This window comes from Streptomyces sp. SirexAA-E (assembly GCF_000177195.2).
Classification (GTDB): domain Bacteria; phylum Actinomycetota; class Actinomycetes; order Streptomycetales; family Streptomycetaceae; genus Streptomyces; species Streptomyces flavovirens.
Genome location: NC_015953.1, coordinates 2,510,923 through 2,527,453, shown reverse-complemented (window position 1 = coordinate 2,527,453; position 16,531 = coordinate 2,510,923). Strand labels below are relative to the sequence as shown.

Annotated in this window: 14 protein-coding genes and 2 pseudogenes; 1 reads left to right on the top strand and 15 read right to left on the bottom strand. The window is 68.9% G+C overall.

The window, feature by feature from the left end; translation table 11 throughout:
* The first annotated feature begins 22 nt into the window (after positions 1–22).
* Positions 23–364, top strand: coding sequence for a DUF5713 family protein (locus tag SACTE_RS11135; RefSeq protein WP_014046136.1), 342 nt, complete (start codon positions 23–25; stop codon positions 362–364).
* 63 nt (positions 365–427) lie between these two features.
* Here SACTE_RS11135 and SACTE_RS11130 read toward each other — a convergent pair whose 3' ends face one another.
* From SACTE_RS11130 to SACTE_RS11065, 15 genes and pseudogenes are all read right to left on the bottom strand, one after another.
* Complete coding sequence (locus SACTE_RS11130; RefSeq protein WP_026359198.1) at positions 428–838, bottom strand: RidA family protein; 411 nt, start codon at positions 836–838, stop codon at positions 428–430.
* A 129-nt stretch (positions 839–967) separates the two neighbouring features.
* A complete protein-coding gene (locus SACTE_RS11125) occupies positions 968–1,822 on the bottom strand; it encodes an immunity 49 family protein (protein ID WP_014046134.1) in 855 nt (284 codons plus the stop codon).
* A 308-nt stretch (positions 1,823–2,130) separates the two neighbouring features.
* A complete protein-coding gene (locus SACTE_RS34250; RefSeq protein WP_141708042.1) occupies positions 2,131–2,880 on the bottom strand; it encodes a hypothetical protein in 750 nt (249 codons plus the stop codon).
* 160 nt (positions 2,881–3,040) lie between these two features.
* A complete protein-coding gene (locus SACTE_RS11115) occupies positions 3,041–3,424 on the bottom strand; it encodes a hypothetical protein (protein ID WP_014046132.1) in 384 nt (127 codons plus the stop codon).
* Positions 3,425–3,675: 251 nt separating this feature from the next.
* Positions 3,676–4,068: a hypothetical protein gene (locus SACTE_RS34445; protein WP_157839240.1), complete on the bottom strand. Its 393-nt coding sequence runs from the start codon at positions 4,066–4,068 to the stop codon at positions 3,676–3,678.
* Positions 4,069–4,102: 34 nt separating this feature from the next.
* Positions 4,103–4,417, bottom strand: a pseudogene (locus tag SACTE_RS34970) (DUF6507 family protein); the annotation flags it as partial.
* Positions 4,418–4,573: 156 nt separating this feature from the next.
* Positions 4,574–4,737, bottom strand: a pseudogene (locus SACTE_RS11105) (RidA family protein); the annotation flags it as partial.
* 185 nt (positions 4,738–4,922) lie between these two features.
* Positions 4,923–5,714 carry an immunity 49 family protein gene (locus tag SACTE_RS11100; RefSeq protein ID WP_019993980.1) on the bottom strand — a complete coding sequence of 264 codons (792 nt, stop codon included), beginning with the start codon at positions 5,712–5,714 and terminating at the stop codon, positions 4,923–4,925.
* A gap of 72 nt (positions 5,715–5,786) precedes the next feature.
* Positions 5,787–8,525 (bottom strand): hypothetical protein, encoded by a 2,739-nt coding sequence (locus SACTE_RS11095; protein WP_014046129.1) that lies wholly within the window; start codon positions 8,523–8,525, stop codon positions 5,787–5,789.
* Positions 8,522–8,950, bottom strand: coding sequence for a DUF6507 family protein (locus SACTE_RS11090; protein WP_014046128.1), 429 nt, complete (start codon positions 8,948–8,950; stop codon positions 8,522–8,524). Before SACTE_RS11090 ends, SACTE_RS11095 begins: the two co-directional genes overlap by 4 nt.
* Positions 8,951–9,042: 92 nt before the next feature.
* Positions 9,043–9,354, bottom strand: a complete 312-nt coding sequence (locus tag SACTE_RS11085; protein ID WP_014046127.1) for a pore-forming ESAT-6 family protein — start codon at positions 9,352–9,354, stop codon at positions 9,043–9,045.
* Positions 9,355–9,408: 54 nt separating this feature from the next.
* Positions 9,409–9,744 (bottom strand): hypothetical protein, encoded by a 336-nt coding sequence (locus SACTE_RS11080; RefSeq protein ID WP_014046126.1) that lies wholly within the window; start codon positions 9,742–9,744, stop codon positions 9,409–9,411.
* Positions 9,745–9,869: 125 nt separating this feature from the next.
* A complete protein-coding gene (locus tag SACTE_RS11075; RefSeq protein WP_014046125.1) occupies positions 9,870–11,291 on the bottom strand; it encodes a DUF6177 family protein in 1,422 nt (473 codons plus the stop codon).
* A 36-nt stretch (positions 11,292–11,327) separates the two neighbouring features.
* Entirely contained in the window at positions 11,328–15,302 is a 3,975-nt protein-coding gene (locus SACTE_RS11070; RefSeq protein ID WP_014046124.1) for a type VII secretion protein EccC, read from the bottom strand.
* An 87-nt stretch (positions 15,303–15,389) separates the two neighbouring features.
* On the bottom strand, positions 15,390–16,526 hold the full coding sequence (locus tag SACTE_RS11065; protein WP_014046123.1) for a MinD/ParA family protein: 1,137 nt from the start codon (positions 16,524–16,526) through the stop codon (positions 15,390–15,392).
* Positions 16,527–16,531 lie beyond the last annotated feature (5 nt).

The window sequence follows — 16,531 nt, the reverse complement described above, 5'->3', positions numbered from 1 at the left end:
GACGGGACGACGGGGGAGCACCATGGCGATCACGAACGAACGGATGAGGCGGCACGCCTTCCTGCGGGGGCTGTACGAGGACGGGCACTTCCCCGACCACGTGGTGGACAAGGGCAGAGCCGTCCTGATCCGCCTCTGCGAGAGCATCGAGGCCCAGCAGCCGGCGGGCCTTGCCGAGCTGTACGTGCTCACGCACGCGGCGACGGAGGAATTCAACGCCCTGGAGGCGGAGTTCGAGGCCGAGGGAAGCGAGATCGAGACGGTCGCCCGGGAGGAGATAGCCGAGGACTTCTGGTCGGTCGCCACGGCCTACGGCTTCACGGAGGCGGACGCGGAAGAGCTCGTCGCCACCCGGGAGTGGTGACAGGGCCGGTCCGAGGGCGGCGACGAACAGGGCCCGGCTCGCGACCGGGACGGGATGCCGGGGTCAGGAGTCGAGTACGGCGGCGACGCCTTCGATCTCCACCAGCTGGTCGGCGTACCCGAGCACGGTGACGCCGAACAACGTGCTGGGGACGTCATGCTCCCCGAACGCGTCCCGCACCACCTGCCAGGCGGTCACCAGATCCTCCTGCCGCGCGGAGGCGACCAGCACCCGGGTGCTGATGACGTCCTCCAGGGTCGCACCGGCAGCCGCGAGGGCGGTCTTCATGTTCTCCAGGGCCTTGGCGGCCTGGCCGGCGTAGTCACCTACGGCCGCCGTCGAACCGTCCTCGTTCAACGGACACGCCCCGGCGAGGAAGATCAGCCGCGCTTCGGCGGGAGCTGTGGCGGCGTAGGCGTACTCGGCCACGTCGGACAGGGCGGCGGAACGGATGAGCGTGACGGCGCGAGGCATGGTGTCCAAGTCGTTGCGGGTGGACGCTGATGCGTATTCATAGCAGGACAGCGGCACCTGCTCCCGCCTTTTTCTGTGGGGAGGGGAGCGCGAGGAACGGTCGACCCCACGGTTCACTCCTTCGGGAGACTATGCGTCGAACTCGCCGCGCCAGGCGAAGTCCAGCAGGGCGCTCGGCAGGTATCCGGACTCGATCTCGATCGGGATACCGTTGGCCTTCGCCAGGCACGCCACGGCCAACGGGACGATGGCTACGACCCCTTCAATGTTCTGGGTACGGTCCTCGTCGGCCGTCCAGTACTCCTTGTGCCAGCGCAGAGCGTCGTGCAGAGCCTCATTGAAGCCCGCTGCGTCGTTGCGCAGATACCGGTAGAACATCATGATCGGGGGGTACTCCAGCTTCCCCATGGTCTCGGCATCCAGGATACGAGCCTCTTCGGGGGCGCTCAGATCCACGGCCCGCACCAGGTGCCGGCTGACGTCGTCGCGTCGCAGCCAGAAGCCCTGAAGGGCCTCCACCCAGGAGTAGACGTACTCGTCCAGCACACCCCCGCAGTCACGGAGCAGCGACACGGGAACCCGCGCCAGCATGTCCAGGCGGGCTGTCTCCCGGCAGATCAACGCCAGGCAGAAGGCGCTGATCCAGGTCCCCGCGTTCAGGTAGAACTGCGGGCCGGTAGCGACGAGCTGCCGTTCCTCCTGACGGATTTTGCAGGTCACCGTCTCCTGGCCGGTGGAGGCGGCCGCGAAGACCGCCGAGTGCACCTGCATGGCCAGCAGCCAGGATTCCCAGGTCTCCAGCGCCACCGCGTCCGGGTCTCCGACACAACGGATGCGCGCCACGTTCAAAGACGTCGTCAATGACGCACTCCTGGCACCGTGTGAGGCCTCGATGGTCCGCAGGGAATCGGCCAAGGACTTCTCCATGACCGGGACGACTGCCTCCATCGCCGCCTTCGGATAGCCCTGTCTGGACACGTGCATGGCTGCTGATTTCCCCTGCCAGTTCAGATCTTGAAATATTCGAGGACCGCGCCGGCATACGCACCCTTGCCCTCGACGGCCTTCACCCTTGCATACTCCAGGTTTCCGTGGTCGAACGCCGGCCTCAGCTCTGCTGCCAGGCGATCACTCCGACCGTTCTGTCCAGCGCCCCTTAGGTCGTTGATCGCTGCCTGATTGGCATTGCGTGCGGCGCCATCAGGGCCGTGGAGCGGCCCGCCTTGGCAGGCGGGCCAACACGGACCCGCCTGGCTTCCCAAGCCGACGAGCAGACGCATAGTCCCTGTCTGTCAGTTGTTGGAGGCCAGGGTCTCCGCGATGAGGTTCGCCGCTTCCATCTCGTCCAGCCAGAACCCGAGCGCTGCGGCATCTTCTGCGGAGGGAAGCGGAACCGTGCACTCCCAGCGCAGCCTGTCCCGACTGAAGGCCTCGTTGTGCCGCTCGCCCTGCAGGACGCGCTGCCGCAACAAGGTGCTCCCCGAGTCAGTTGCCGCTGTGTAGTACGTGACGCGTCCCTTCGCGTCCACTGCATCAAGTACTGCGCTGTCAAGGGAGCGCAAGACGGGGGTGCCCAAGCTACCCTGCAGAGTTCCAGGACGCATGAGCGCGCCGGTCAGGCCGATGAACCCAGCGTTGTCGCGAAGGAACTCGCCGCCCCGTTCACAGAATAGGATGAGCGGCTCGTAAAGGTCGGGTAGGTCCGCACCAATCGCTGTACTCTGCGTTCGAAGTGCTGCCAGGTGTACCGCACCCGCGCAGGTTCGCTTGATGGCGTCATCCCCTGTCAGTCGGACTAGAAAATCGCGCGAATTCGCTTCAGTCCCTGGCGAAAGCGCGAGATCGGAGTTCAGGTACTCGGTGGCATCAAAGAAAGGCCACGCGGTGTCAGCCGAGCATGTGCGCGCCCACACTCCTGCCCGGCGGAGGTATTCACGCATCAGCACGCGGCGTGACATGACACGAGCAGCGGCATCTCCCCAGTCACCCGTCCACTCCACCGCACGCAGGCGCTCCAGCATGGCTGATGCCCGGTCAGTCACTTCGCAATCCCCTTTGCTCGCAGCTCCTGCAACGGGCTTCGGGCCTGTGGCTGGGGCGGCCCGCGACTGGTGGGGTTCCGTCGGCCAGGGCCAGGGCCAGGGTCCGGGTGACGTCGTTGACGTTCGCCGCTGTCGTGATTTCAACCCTGCCCGTTGCTTTTTACAGATGGGCCTGCACGTACTTAGCGATCTCTACAAGCCGAGATTCATTCTCAGCAGGCATCAAGTAGTCATCTCTTCGCACGCGTGCGAGGAAATCTTCCGGGAGTTGCACGTGATAGTTCCAGACGTAGAACCAGAGATCGCCCCGCCAGATCCACTCGTTGTCGCTGAAGATCGAGTCACCGCCAAGTACAGTCTTCTCGGAGCCCAGTACGTCCTTGGAGGACCCCATGACGCTGAAGATCTCATGCCCGGCCAGTAGGTATTCCGTGATCTTCTTGGCGTCCTCGTGCGGGGGTGGCGCAGTGAAGCTTCGTATGCTCCCAGTGGGTTTCCCGAATGACGGTGCCCAAAGCTCCTGAAAAAAACCAGCGATTTGCATGTATATCATCCTCTACTAGCGTGCCAGGGGCAGGAACGTTCGCCAGTATCCCCCAGCAAAGATAGTCGGGGTCTGGCCAAGTCCAATGCAGCATCACCCGGGTCACCGCTGTCGTCCGTGCCGTCGTCGCCCTCGAACTCGCCACCGGGGGGATAGGCTGGTTGGGGGCACTCTCGAACAAATAGGAATACATGCTCAAGAGGTATTGTTGAAGGGAATTGAAATCCGGGAATTCGATATTTGTTAGGCGTTCATATTTTGCTGTCCCGAAATTTTCGTCCCGGATGATCTCGGTGAACCCCTCGCGGATTACTTGGATGTATGATTCGTTGCACCCCATCAAAGTAGGCCGCAAGTATCCGCTGTTGTCGTATGCTTGCTCCTCGTCGAGGTATGTGTTCATGAAACCTGCAAATTCTTTGTCCATTTTTGCCCTCTCTAGGGGTGTCGAAACCGGGTGTGGGGTTGGCGAACATGGTGTGTAGTACGTATTTTCCGTCGTGGAGCTTGTACACAGGATTAATCGTACCGCCAGTGAAGTCGACCCGCTTGAATGTGCTGGGGTTGGCAGGATTGCGATAGAAGCCGCTGAACTGTTTCTCCGCGCCAGCTCCGAGAACCTGAGAAATGAAGACGGTGGTCACGACGTTGAGGGTGACGGCGCCGGCCGCGCGGGAAGGCCGCCCCGAGCACGGCCGCCTGGATGCGCTCCGCCATCGATTTCAGATCGCTCTGACGTGTCGAGAGGTACTGGCTCAGCGCCGCCGCCACCGGCCCCAGCGTGGGCTGCGACAACGGGGCCGCCCCGACCGGCACCGGTCCCTGCAGAGGCAGCGAGGCCTCCGTGCCCGGGACCGCCGTCCCCGCGGCCGTCGCCGCCTCCGACATCGTCGTGACCAGAGCCGTCAGTGCCTTCTCCAGGTCACCGGCATGTGTGCCCGTGACCTGCAACTGGCCCTGCACCCCCTGCGGCTTGATGTCCCACGCCGACATGAAGTCCCCCACCCCCGTACTGATCCGCTGCCCTACCGCCACCGCTGTCAACGCCAGGCAGGAACGTTCCTCCCGCCACGAGCGGCAGCGGTTCAGCCGATGTTGTCGACCGCCGCCTTGGCACGGGCAAGCGTCTGGTGCGCCGTGGCGTCGTTCTTCTCCAGCGTCGTCACCGGCGGCCGCCGTCGAGCCGTCCTCGTCCAACGGGCACGATCCGGCAGGAAGGTCAGCCGCGCTTCGGCGGGAGCGGTGGCGGCGTAGGCGTACTCGGCCACGTCGGACAGGGCGGCGGAACGGATGAGCGTGACGGCGCTGGGCATGCTGCCCAAGTCGCTTTGGGGCGGGCGCGAGTTCGTAGTCGTAGCACGTTGCCCTTACGGCTTCGCGCCAGAGCCGGCAGGCCTGACCATCAGCGGGCGACGCGAACCGGCCAGACGTGGGAGGGATGCAGCTGCGGGCGGTGTCCGACCTGGTCAGGGGCCGGGGCGGTTGAGGGCTTGATCGCTTACGTGGGGAATTCTCCGCACCAGTTGCGTCCGAGGAGGGTGGCGGGCAGGTACTCGGACTCGACTTCGATGGGGATGCCTGCGTCGTGGGCGATGCAGGCCATGGCGAGGGGGGCGAGGGCGACGAGGCCCGGGGCCTGGTACATGCGGCTTTCCTCGGTCCAGTACTCCTTGTGCCACTGGAGGGCGGTGGTGAGTGCCTGGGTGAAGCCGGCGTGGTCCTTGCGGACGAAGCGGTGGAACATCTCCATCGGTGGGTACATCAGCTTGCCCGCTGTCTCCGGATCGGAGGCGGTCTGGGGGTCGGTGCCGTCGACGGCGGCCACGAGTTTCCGGACGAGGTCGGGTCCGCCGAGCCAGTAGGTCTGGAGGGTGTCGATCCAGTCGTAGTGGTAAGCGTCGAAGCGTGAGCCGTTCTCCCGGAGCAGGGAGAGCGGTACGTGGCACAAGGCGGTGATCCGGTCCTTCTCGCGGCAGATCACTGCCAGGTAGAAGGCGGTCATCCATGAGCCGGGCGTTACGTACCACTGGGGGCCGGTGGCCTGGAGCGTACGGTCCTGGTGCGCGATGCGGCACTGGACGTGCTCTTCGGTCGTGGTCGCGGCGGCGAACACGGCGGAGCTGACCTGCATCGCGGTGACCCACGCATCCCACGTGGGGAAGATCGCTGCCCGCGGGTCCAGCAGGCAGCGGGACTGGGCCAGAGTGAGGGTGGTCTGCTGGGCGTCACCCACCCTGGTGGAGCGTTTCTCCAAGCCGTCGATCAGCCTCTGCGCACTCTCCTGGAGCACAGCGAGGCCTTCTTCCGCGTTCTCCGTGGGCAGGGTAGGGCGGGGGATGTTGAGGGCCAACGCGATTTCTCCCTAGAGAATCTTGAAATGCCTGAGCTCGGCTCCAGCATACTGACCAGTGTTCTCAGTGGCCTGCACGAGCACGTACCGCAAGGTTTCGTCCGCGATGGCGTCCTTGATCTCCGCCGCATACTTGGCATCTTTGGGCGAAAAGGTGGCTCTCTCCTCCATCTCGGCGACGATCGTTCGGACGTACTCAAGAGTTCCTTGCTTCACTGACGTGCGACTGTCCAGTTCGCCGTAGCCTTGACGCCAGAGGAGAACGCCCTTGGGACCCTTCGCCTCGACGATGACCAGGTTTCCATCCTTGTCGCGCCAAAGCTGGTCGAACCTTCGTGATCCGTTGGGGGTGTCGGGAAGGTCGGTTATCTCCCGTGCGCCTTCGAACTCCTTCAACTGGAGCATGTGTCTGCGCGCGGCCTCCTCGCCGAGTGCCTCGCCGAGCTTGCTGTTGTTCGAGACGCCAGGGCCGACCGTGTCGTCGAAGAGCTTCTGGGCATCGGCAAGCGCCTGAGCGGCCTCAGCGGTCGGGGTCTTGTCGAAGGACTTCTGCGCTGCAGTGAGTTCCATGCCCGCCTTGCGTTTGGCCGAGACCTCGTCAAGGTGTGCGAGCCCTTGCGGATCAACCGTGTCTCGGCCCCTCACGAGGTCCGTGAGATGGAATTCTTCCGCACTTGCGTAGGGCAGTTCTTCCGCGCTCATCCAACTGCCGTCCGACTTCTCGACGAGCTTCGGCAGGAGCTGATCGTCGACCAGCGCGTCAGCGTTGTTGCGTTTGCCGAGCCCCCACTTGTCGTAGTGCTGCGCTCGCCATACAGGGTCTTCGTTGGCTAGTCGGACGTGCTCGCGGGTGACGACGGCCCGTTCTTCGGGTGTACGACTGCTGGCCGGCTTCTCGCGAGCGGCCTCGTACTCCGCCCGGTGTGCTGCGGCGTCGGCGCCGCGAATCCCGCTGTCCCCGGCCGCACTGCCGGGCAGGTTGTGGCCGGGACCGCCTGTTGAGGGTGTGTCCGTGTGCCCAGAGCCGTTGCCGACGACGTCCGGAGAGTTGGACGGAGACGTGTCGCCTCCGTGCGTGGGTGAGGAACCGCCTCCCGACGTACCGTCACCCGGACGGCCTGTGCCCCCGTGGGTGTCCAGACTGTTGCTCGGCATGTTGTTGGCCACGCCGCCGGGGGAGCGGTCCGGTATCCCGCCTCCTGGCAGGTTGTCCCCGACCCGGCCGACGTCGCCCAGGCCGTCGCCCTCCCGGGCCCCCGCCCCCACCAGCACCGGCTGCCTGACCGGGGTTTCGAGGTGGGTGTGGTCCGGGGTGTTCGGGTCGGCTGTCTTGCCCTGTTCCTTGCGGGCGTTCGCTCCCTTTTCGACGAGGTTGCCGTGTTCGTCGTAGAGGTTGCCGTCGATGTCGGCGTAGGCGGAGCCCTCGTCGAAGGGGCTCTTGAGGGTGTTCGGGGGAAGCGCGATGGTGCCTTCCGGGAGCTTGACCGCGCCGTCGGGGAGTCTGGTGGCGCCCTCGGGGAGGGTGGCGCCTGCCGGGACGTCGAGGGTGCCGTCGGGGAGGCGGGTCCAGCCGTCGGGCAGGGTGAAGACGTTGTCCGGGAGGGGTGGTATCTCGATCTTGCCCAGGCCCTTGAGGCCGGCCATGACGTCGCCGATCTTCGACAGGCCGACGCCCGCGCCCTTGAAGACGTACGTCATCGGGTCGACGATCCGGCCCACCTTGCCCGCTGCGGACAGGGCCTTGGCGGCGAGCGCGGTCTTGCCGGCGCCGGAGGCGGCGGCGCCGGTGCCTCCGGTGAAGACGGTGGTCACGACGTTGAAGGTGACGGCGCCGGCCGCGCGGGATGGGTTGTCGCCCCATTGGTCCCAGGCCACCAGGGCCTTGCCGGTCTCCTTCACGGCGTTCCGCGAATCCCGCAGCCAGCCGGGCATGTCCTTCTCGTCCGCGGTCCAGAACTGCACGGCCGCGACGGGGCTGAGGCTGATCGCCACGCCCGTGGCGAGCTGGGCCAGGCCCTTCCAGGCCTGGCCGGCCGCGTCGAAGCCGTCGAAGCCGACCAGGGTGCCCAGGCCCTTGATCGTGCCCCACACCCCGTCGACGAAGAAGCCCTTGGTGAACTCCCAGGCGTGTTCCCACACCTGCCACCCCGGGATCGACTCGACGAGCGGGTCGCCCCAGGGGAGGCCTTCGGCGTGCTTGTAGGTCTCGGCGTCGAAGCCGTACTGGTGCGCGCTGTCGGAGCCGTCGCTCTTCTTCAGCGGGACGCCGCAGACCAGAGCGACGATCTTGTTGTGGCAGGTGATCTCCGCGTCCTGGAACGCGGCCAGGGTGTCGGCGATCTCGTCGCGGCGGTGGTTGTTCTCGTCGATCAGATCACCGTCCTCGCGCCACTTGTCGTCGGCGTTGATCTTCACGAGGAACGCCCCCGCGTCCCGCTTGATCTCCTTCAACTTCTCGACCAGCGGGTAGACCTCGTCCGAGTACGTGCTCAGCGCACGGGAGATGGTCGTGAGGTCCGACTTCATCTTCTGGCCGGTGTCCACGACCGGCTTCGTCGTGGCGAAGAGCTGCTCGGCCTCGGGCGCCTGGTAGAACGCCTGCAGGCCGCCGAAGCTGCTGTGGACGTCCCCGGTGGTCGTCGCGATGGTCTCCGCGGCCGAGGTCAACTCGGTGACCTTCGTGTCGAGCGTCGCCAGGTTCCCGGTGAAGACCGGGATGCCTTCCAGGGCTATCGGCTTGTCGTCGCTCACTTGTGACCCCCCGGCGCGTCCTTCAACAGGTCCAGGCGTACGGCCTTCGCCGCGTCCTGCGCGTGCTTCGCCGCGTCGAGGTCACCCGCCATGTACTCGTTGGTGGCCTTCGCCGCCCCGAGCACGGCCGCCTGGATGCGCTCCGCCATCGATTTCAGGTCGCTCTGACGTGTCGAGAGGTACTGGCTCAGCGCCGCCGCCACCGGCCCCAGCGTGGGCTGCGACAACGGGGCCGCCCCGACCGGCACCGGTCCCTGCAGAGGCAGCGAGGCCTCCGTGCCCGGGACCGCCGTCCCCGCGGCCGTCGCCGCCTCCGACATCGTCGTGACCAGAGCCGTCAGTGCCTTCTCCAGGTCACCGGCATGTGTGCCCGTGACCTGCAACTGGCCCTGCACCCCCTGCGGCTTGATGTCCCACGCCGACATGAAGTCCCCCACCCCCGTACTGATCCGCTGCCGTACCGCCACCGCTGTCAACGCCAGGCAGGAACGTTCCTCCCGCCACGAGCGGCAGCGGTTCAGCCGATGTTGTCGACCGCCGCCTTGGCACGGGCAAGCGTCTGGTGCGCCGTGGCGTCGTTCTTCTCCAGCGTCGTCTTCAGCAGCTGGATGATGTTGCGCACCTCCTGCGAGGTGCTGTTCCAGCGCAGTTCCTTGCCGTGGTACTCGTCGGCCACGCCATCGGCGGCGAAGTCCGCCATGGCCGCCTTCACCTGGGCGTCACGCGCCCGGATCACCTGCTCCAGACGGACGATCACCGACTGGATGTTGCCCTGCACCTCGCTCGACGCGCCGGTGTCGTACGAACGGCGGTCACTGTCCGCGGCCATGGTCACTTACTCCCCGTGAGATGAGATCGGAATGGGTCCTCGCGAGCTGAACGGTCAGCTACGGCCCGAGAAGCGGGCCGCGTCGAAGTTCGCCGACGCCATCAGGGACTTCGCGTTGTCGTCCTGCTCCTGGTCGCCCGTGCCGAACGCCGCGTCCATCCCGGACTGACCACCGAGCAGCGCGGCCAGCGAACCGTTCAGCGCCGCCGTGATCTCGTCCGAGCGCGCCTTGAACGAGTCGAACGCCACCCGGCCCGCACCGTTGAACTTGCCCTCCAGCGGCTGCGCCGCGGCGATGAGCTGGCGGATCAGATCGCCCAGGTCCGTACTCGACTCCTGCGAACGCGACATCAGGTTCGTCAGAGCCGATGCCCCCATGTCGAACTTCATCGGATTCCCCCACCCGTCACCAGTCTGAACAACCGTACGAAATCCATGTCTATCAACCCGGGCATCGCCCGTGCAATCGGCTATCCGGTCACTGTGACCGTCTTATGACGCAACGCCATGTGCGCTCAGGATCCGCCCTGGAGGTGGCGCATGAGCTGTTCGAAGTCGCGCCAGCCGGAGAGGTCCGACGGGTCGCCCGGCAGCGGGTAGTAGAGCCCGGGGCGGGCGCGCGGGCCCAGTTGGACCGGGCGGGCCGCCAACGGGGTGTGCCGGGCGCGGTCCCCGGGGATCTGGCGGACCTCCTCGGCGCCGAGTACGAAGGCCAGCGGCACACCCGGCCCCTCGAAGCGGGGCGGCACCGCGAGGTCGCGGCGGGCTTTGCGGAGTTGCACGAGCATCGACTGGAGCCGGTGGCGGGTGGCGAGGGCCTCGGCGGCCCGGGGCAGCGCCTCCAGCGGCGGTTCCTCGTCCGCCCCGTAGCCGAACGCCAGCGTCACCTCCTCCTCCACCCCGGCCGTCGTACGGGTGACACGCACCGTGGCGAGCCCCGGCCGGTCAGGGCTGCCGACGACCACGGCCCATGTCGGCTCGGGGGACCGCTCGAAGGCGACGTCCGTCAGGCGTTGCGGTGACCAGGGGAGGTTGGCGGGTTCCGCCGTCCCCCAGCCCGCCGGTGGCGCGCCGGTGAGCTCGCGCCACACCGACTCCAGGCCGCCGCCGAGCACCAGACGGTCGTCGGCGGGGTGGATCGAACGGAACGTCAGGGCCAGTTGGCGTTCGGCCGTCTCCGTCGTCTCCTGGTAGGAGGCCGCGACCAGGGCCTGCGGATCCTCGGTGGTGGACCCGGGCCCCGCGACCGGGGCGAACATGCCGTCCTGCCAGCGGAGTACGGCCCCGGACAACCCGTCGTAGTAGCCGTCCCTCTCGTCCTGGACGATCCAGCGGGACGGCCAGGTGCTCAGGACGGGGCGTGCGGCGGGGGAGAGCGTCGTCCCGGGCGGAGCGACGACCTGGAGACCCAGGCCGGCCTCGGCGGCGGCCCGGAAGGCGTCCGCGAGCCAGGCGGTCAGGGCGACCACCGGGCGGTCCTGGATGACGACGGCGACCTTCTCGGTGAGCACGTCGACCGCGGGTACCGCGGCGGCCGGGGCAGGGGCGACGCCCACTTCGCCGGTGGGCACCACGGCCAGCGAACGGGCCGCCTCCGGCGGCCAGGCCGAGCCGCCGGCCAGGTGGGCGAGCCGGGCGGCGAACGTGCCCGCGAGCCGTTCCGCCTCGGCGACACCCGTGGTGGCGCGTGCCTCCGTCCACCAGAACGGAAGCGGTGGCGCCGTGGCACCGAGCAGGCGTTCCGCTTCCCCGGCGACCTGGACGAGCAGCGGCGCCTCGACGGAGACCAGCGGGCGCCCCTGTGTGTCGCAGAGCTGGACGACGGCGCCGTCGCCGTGGGTGTCCACCAGCTTGTCGGGTCCCCCGGACAGCAGCCCCACGAGCACGGTCCACGGGTCGGGCATGCGGGTGGTGAGGGCGATGACGTCCTTGGTCATGCGTCGTCGGTTCCTTCTGCGTCAGGAGGTGGGCTGCTACGCGGGCGCGTACACGGTCTGGATCAGGCGGTTCGGCTGTCCCCTGCGGATGTACACGCCCCGGCCCGCGGGCTGCCGGCTCGCGTACACGCCGGGGAACAGCTGGCCCTCACCGCGGTCGCCCGTCATGACGAGGGCCGAGGCCCCCGACTCGCGCAGGCCCTGCACCAGCGGCTCGTACATGCCGCGTGAGGCACCCGCGACCCGCCGGGTCAGGACGAAGTGGAGGCCGATGTCGACCGCGGACGGGATGTACGGCAGGAAGGGGGCGAGCGGCGACTGACCCGCCGTGGTGAGGACGTCGTAGTCGTCGACGAGCACCACGATCCGGGGGCCGCTGCCCCAGCTGCCGGGCTCCAGGTCCTCGAGGCGGGCGCCTTCGTCGGGCAGCCGCTTCTCCAGTTCGGTGGCGATTCCGGCGGCCAGGGCCCCGCACAGCTTGGCGTTGTAGGCGTAGCCGCCGTTGAACTCCTCCGGGACCGCGCCGCGCAGGCTCCGCCGGGGGTCCATGACGGCGAAGACCAGCTCGTCCTCCCCGTAGCGGTCGATGAGCCCGTGGGCGACGGTCTTGAGGAGGTTCGTCTTTCCGCACTCGCTGTCCCCCATGACGAGCAGGTGCTGGTCGTGGTGGAACAGGTCGAGCAGGGCGGGGGCGAGCGCCGTCTGGTCCAGGCCGATCGGTACGCGCCGGGGTTCGGCGACCGGGCCCGGGAGCAGGTGCGGTCCCACGAGGTGCGGCAGGACCCGCACGGGCTGGGCCGTCTCGCCACTCCACGCGGCGCGGACGGACCGGGCCGTACGCTCCAGGACGGCGCCCAGGTCGGTGGCGTCGGACAGCCCGTCCGTGCGCGGCAGGGCGGCCTGGGCGAAGAGTTTGCCGTCGGTCAGGACCCGGCCGGGCTCGTCGGGTGCCAGGGTCTGGGCGAGCTTGCGGTCGACGCTGGACTCGCCCGGGTCGTTCAGGCGCAGCTCCACCCGGGTCCCGAAGGCCGACTGGACGGCGATGCGTACGTCGTTCCAGCGGAGCATCCCGGCGACGACGTGGATGCCGTAACCGCCACCGCGCTTGAGGATGTCGACGACCGCGTCGTCCAGGTCCTCGAAGTCGTCGCGGAGTGCGCCGAAGCCGTCGATGACGAGCACGATCTCGGCGGACGCCAGCTGCGGCAGCCGGCCCGCCCGGTGCAGGGTCCGCAGCTGCTCGACGGAGTCGATGCCGTGTTCGCGGAAGAGGTCCTCGCGCGCGGCGAGCATGCTCCGTACGACCTCGACCGTGCGGGCCGCGCGTTCGCGGTCGGCACGTCCCGCCACTCCGCCGACGTGCGGCAGGGGCGCGAGGGCCTGGAGACCGCCGCCGACCAGGTCGAGGCCGTACACGCCGACCTCCTGCGGGGTGTGGGTGAGCGCGAGGGACAGGACCAGGGTGCGCAGCAGGGTCGTCTTGCCGGACTGCGGGCCGCCGATCACGGCGGCATGGCCGCCCGCCACCGTGAGGTCCAGGTACCACTGCCCCTGCCACTGCTTCGTCGGGTCGTCGAGCAGGCCGAGCGGGATCTGGAGGGCGCCCCGGCGCCGTGAGAGCTGCATGCCGCGCGGACCGGCGTCCAGCGGACCGGCGGCCCGGTCCAGGGAGACGGCGCGGGGAAGCGGCGGCAGCCAGATGCTGCGGACCGGTGCGGCGGCGCCCTCCAGCTGGCCGACCACGACGCCCATCTCGGTCGGGCCCGTCTCGCGGCGCCGGGCCGCCGGTTCGCGCGTGTCCGGCGCGTCGGACGCCCCGGGGGAGTTGAAGGCCTCGTAGGCCAGCGCCAGAGGGCCGGTGTCCTCCTCGTCCGCACGTCTCGCGGGACCGCGGTAGGCGCCGGAGACGTAACTGGCCTTGAAACGCTCGTAGTGGCTGGTGTCGACCTTGAGGTAGCCGAAGCCGGGCAGCGGGGGCAGGTGGAAGGCGTCGGAGGTGTCGAGGACCGTCCGCGACTCGTCGGCGGAGAAGGTGCGCAGGCCGAGCCGGTAGGAGAGGTAGGTGTCCAGGCCCTTGAGCTTGCCGCCTTCGATGCGCTGGCTGGAGAGCAGGAGGTGGACGCCGATGGAGCGCCCGATGCGGCCGATGGACAGGAACAGGTCGATGAAGTCCGGCTTGGCGGTGAGTAGTTCACCGAACTCGTCGATGACGACGAACAGGTGCGGCAGCGGTTCCAGATCCGGCCGTTCGGCGGCGCGCAGCGCGGCGTAGTCCCCGATGTCGGCGATGTTGCCGGCGTCCTTGAGTGTCTGCTGGCGGCGTTTGACCTCCCCGGCGAGTGAGGCGTGCACCCGCTCGACGAGGCCCGCCTGGTTCTCCAGGTTGGTGATGACGCCGGAGACGTGCGGCAGCTTCGCGAAGGGGGCGAAGGTCGCGCCGCCCTTGTAGTCGACGAGGACCAGAGCCAGGTCCTGTGGCGGGTGCGTGGTCACGAGGGCGAGGACGAGGGACCGCAGGAGCTCCGACTTGCCGGAACCGGTGGCGCCGACGCACAGACCGTGCGGCCCCATGCCCAGCTCCGAGGACTCCTTGAGGTCCAGCAGCACCGGCTCACGGGCGTCGTTGACGCCTATCGGCACGCGGAGGAAGGCGCGTTCGGCGCGTGGGGCCCACAGGCGGGACAGGTCGAGGTGTGCCACGTCGTCGATGCCGAGCAGACCCGCGAAGTCGACGGGCCCCGACAGCGGGGCGTCCACCAGCGACTCGGCCGACAGCCGCAGCGGTGCCAGCATCCGGGCCAGGCCCTCGGCGAACGGGGCACTCACCTCGTCGACCGTGCCGTGGGCGCCGACGGGCTCCTCCTCGCGCAGGTCCTCGATGACGACCTGGTCGCCGTCGACGGTGATCCGGACGCCGACCTGCCCAGGTTCCTGGATCCGTTCCGCCAGGAGGTGCAGGACGGTGACGCCCATCTCGCGCAGCCCGACCGCGTCGTCGGGGCGCGGCAGTTCGACCGCGTCCTCGCCGTGGCCGTCCGCGACGACGACGAGCCGCGACGTCATGGTGAGGGCGTCCCGGCCGGCCAGGCCCCGGCGCACCTCGGCCGCGTAGGAGGCGCGGCGGCGGAGCTCCGGGCCGAGCTGCCGGGCGAGCTGCGGGGCGGACGGGGCGATACGGCGGGCGGCGACCGGGCCGTCGAGCTGCTCCGTGTCGAGAAGGTGGGGCAGCCATTTGGCCCATTCCCAGTCGGTGACCCGGTCGCCGGGAACGGCGAGCGCCAGCGCCACGTCGTCGGGGGCGTGGGCGGCGGCCGTCTGGACGAGCAGCGCGCGGGCCACCCGGAGGCAGTCCTCGCGGGGGCCGATGACACTGATGTCGCCCACCCGGTCGAGCGGGACGGTGAGGGGGAGCTCGGTGCCGGTCCGGAAGCGGTTCATCAGCGCCGAGGCCTCGTTGAGCATGAAGAGGTCGGGCGGTGTGAGCACCGACGAGCCCTGGTCGGCGATCCGCAGATCGCGTACGGGCATCTCCCCGGTCCCGATCCGCACCCGGAGGAAGTCGGAGTCGGCCCGACGGCGCTCCCACAGCCGGGCGGGGTCGCGCACGATGTCGTACAGGGCGTGTGGCGGCGGGTTGAGGACGTCCGCGCGCTCCCGGCGCGCACGTTCCTCCGCGGACAACTCCTCACGCAGGTCCTCGACATAGGCGAGATAGGCCTCCCGCTGGGCACGGCGGGTGCGCTGCGCCTTGCCGCGCTGGGAGAAGAGGAGTGCCACGGATCCGAGGACCGTGACGACGAGGATGATGGCGCCGAGACCCGCGAACTGGCTGTTGCGTACCACCGTCATCATGACGACGGACGACATGACTCCCGCCACGGGCAGCAGCGACATCGCGATGTTGCCGGCCTTCCCCTCGGGGAGGTTGGGCGGTGCCTCGATGGTGCGTGCCTCGGGAGCGGCCGGAGGCCTGGTGGTCCTGGCCGGGCGGTGTATCAGTCGGGTGCTCATCGTCGTCCGTCACTCATCGTCGTCCGTCACTCGTCGTCGTCTGTCACGGGTCGTCGTCCGGCGCTCACGGGCGGGCTCGGTGCCGGGTCAGCGGCGTTTCTGGGAGAGCTGGAAGACCTCCGCGGCAAGGCGGGTCGCGGCCCGCCGTGTCGGGTGGGCGAGCAGTTCGGTACGGATCGTGCCGCCGGCGGCCAGGTGCCCGTCGTACGGGAGGAGATGGACCGCCGCACCTGTGGTGGAGAGCTTCCGTGCCGCCTCGGTCAGGTCGACGCCGGGGCGCGGTACCTGTTCGGTGAGGACGACGACGGTGCCCTCGATGACGTACCGGGGCAGTCCGCGCATCCACTGGAGGACGTTGTACGTGCTGGTGAGGCCGTCCAGGGTGGCCGGTGCGGCCAGCACCCGGGCCTGGGAAGCGGTCAGGGCGACCCGGGCGACCTCGGCGGGCAGCGTCTCGCAGTCGACGACCGTCACACCGAAGTACCGGCGCAGGGACACCATCACCCGCTCGTAGGCCCTGGTGTCCAGCATCGCGCCGATCTGGCCCTGGCTGCCGGGGAGCAGCCAGGCGTTCTCCGGGAGTTGCACGAGGTAGCCGGTGATGTCGAGGAGCGACATCTGCGGTTCGACGATGTCGGCGATGTCGCCGGTGGTCCAGCGGAGGCTCTGGGCGCCGAGCCGCAGGGGCAGTGAGCCGAGCGCCGGGTCCGCCTCGACGAGGAGGACCGGGTCCTGCCGGTAGTGCGCGTAAGCGGTGCCCAGCAGGGCCGCGACCGTCGACTTCCCGGCGCCCCCGCGGATCGAGGTCACGGCGATCTGCCTGCCGGTCGTGACCGGCTGCTGGAGCAGTTCGGCGGTGCGGGTGAGTTCGGCGACCTCCTGTGCCGCTGATGAGGAAACGGTTCGCCGTACGGCGCGCACGGCGCGGGCGGCGACGTGTTCGCCGTGCCGCGCCTTGCGTACGACACCGGTCAGTTCCTCGTCCACCACGGCTCTGGAACCGGGAGTCGCGCGCGGCGGCCTCGCGGTCGGCACGCCGGACGCGGCCGGGGCCTGGCGGACGTGGGCCTGCTCGGTCGGCGGGGGATCGCCGACGAGGGTTCGGTCACCGGGCTCCGGTGCGGGGACGGCGGGCGCGGGAGCGTCGGGCGACGGCCCGGCGGGCCGGTCGGGGCCTCTCAGGTCACGCAGCACGTCGCCCTGCCAGTTGTCCGCGTTCGGCATGTCTG